The sequence below is a fragment of the Microbacterium sp. B24 genome (assembly GCF_000333415.1).
Classification (GTDB): Bacteria; Actinomycetota; Actinomycetes; order Actinomycetales; family Microbacteriaceae; genus Microbacterium.
The window spans coordinates 1-1,009 of record NZ_BADB01000190.1; the positions used below are offsets into that span (position 1 = coordinate 1).

Annotated in this window: 1 pseudogene; it reads left to right on the plus strand. The window is 68.0% G+C overall.

From position 1 onward, the window contains the following. Positions 1-157 precede the first annotated feature (157 nt). Positions 158-1,009: pseudogene (locus I5I_RS04880) on the plus strand (phosphoenolpyruvate carboxykinase (GTP)); the annotation flags it as partial.

The window sequence follows — 1,009 nt, forward strand, 5'->3', positions numbered from 1 at the left end:
GAGCTCGGTCCCGGGGATCCTCTAGAGTCTTCCTTGAGCATAGCGAAAGAATCACGTTTCTTGACGGCATCCTTGTGCGCAAATCCCTCCTCACGCCTTCAATCTGGAAGAGACACCTCCGGATCGCCCCACCGACGCCACGCTGAAGGAGCCCGACATGGCCATCGCCGACATGTTCACCCGTCCCACCGCCACGCGCACCCCCGCGGCGGTCGACGCGACGGACGAGCCCCGGAGCAGCTTCGGCATGCGGCCGGTCCTCGCCGGCACGGGTCTGGAGGCCCTGCATGCCTGGGTCGATGAGATCGCTGCCCTGACGCAGCCCGCGCGCATCCACTGGGTCGACGGCTCTCGTGCGGAGAACGACGCCCTTCTTCGCCAGCAGGTCGAGGAGGGCAAGCTCATCAAGCTCAACCCCGAGTGGCGACCGGGCTCGTACCTCGCCCGCTCGCACCCGAGCGACGTCGCCCGCACCGAGGCACGCACCTTCATCGCCTCGGCGCGAGAGGAGGATGCCGGCCCCACCAACAACTGGGCACAGCCGGACGAGATCCGGGCGACCATCATGCCGCTGTTCGAGGGGTCGATGCGGGGGCGGACGATGTACGTCGTGCCCTTCTCGATGGGCGCGGTCGGCGGTCCGCTCTCGCACATCGGCGTCCAGATCACCGACAGTGCGTACGCCGTCACCTCCATCGGCATCATGACCCGGGTCGGCACCGCCGTCGTGGAGCAGATCGCCGCGGGCAAGCCGTGGGTCAAGACGGTGCACTCGGTCGGTGCGCCGCTGGCTCCCGGCCAGGCGGACGTGGCGTGGCCCTGCAACGACGAGAAGTACATCGTCCACTTTCCCGACACGCTCGAGGTGTGGTCGTTCGGATCCGGCTACGGCGGCAACGCGATCCTCGCGAAGAAGTGCTTCGCGCTGCGCATCGCCTCGGTCATCGGGCGTGAGGAGGGGTGGCTCGCCCAGCACATGCTGCTGATCCGCGTCATCAGCCCGGAGGGG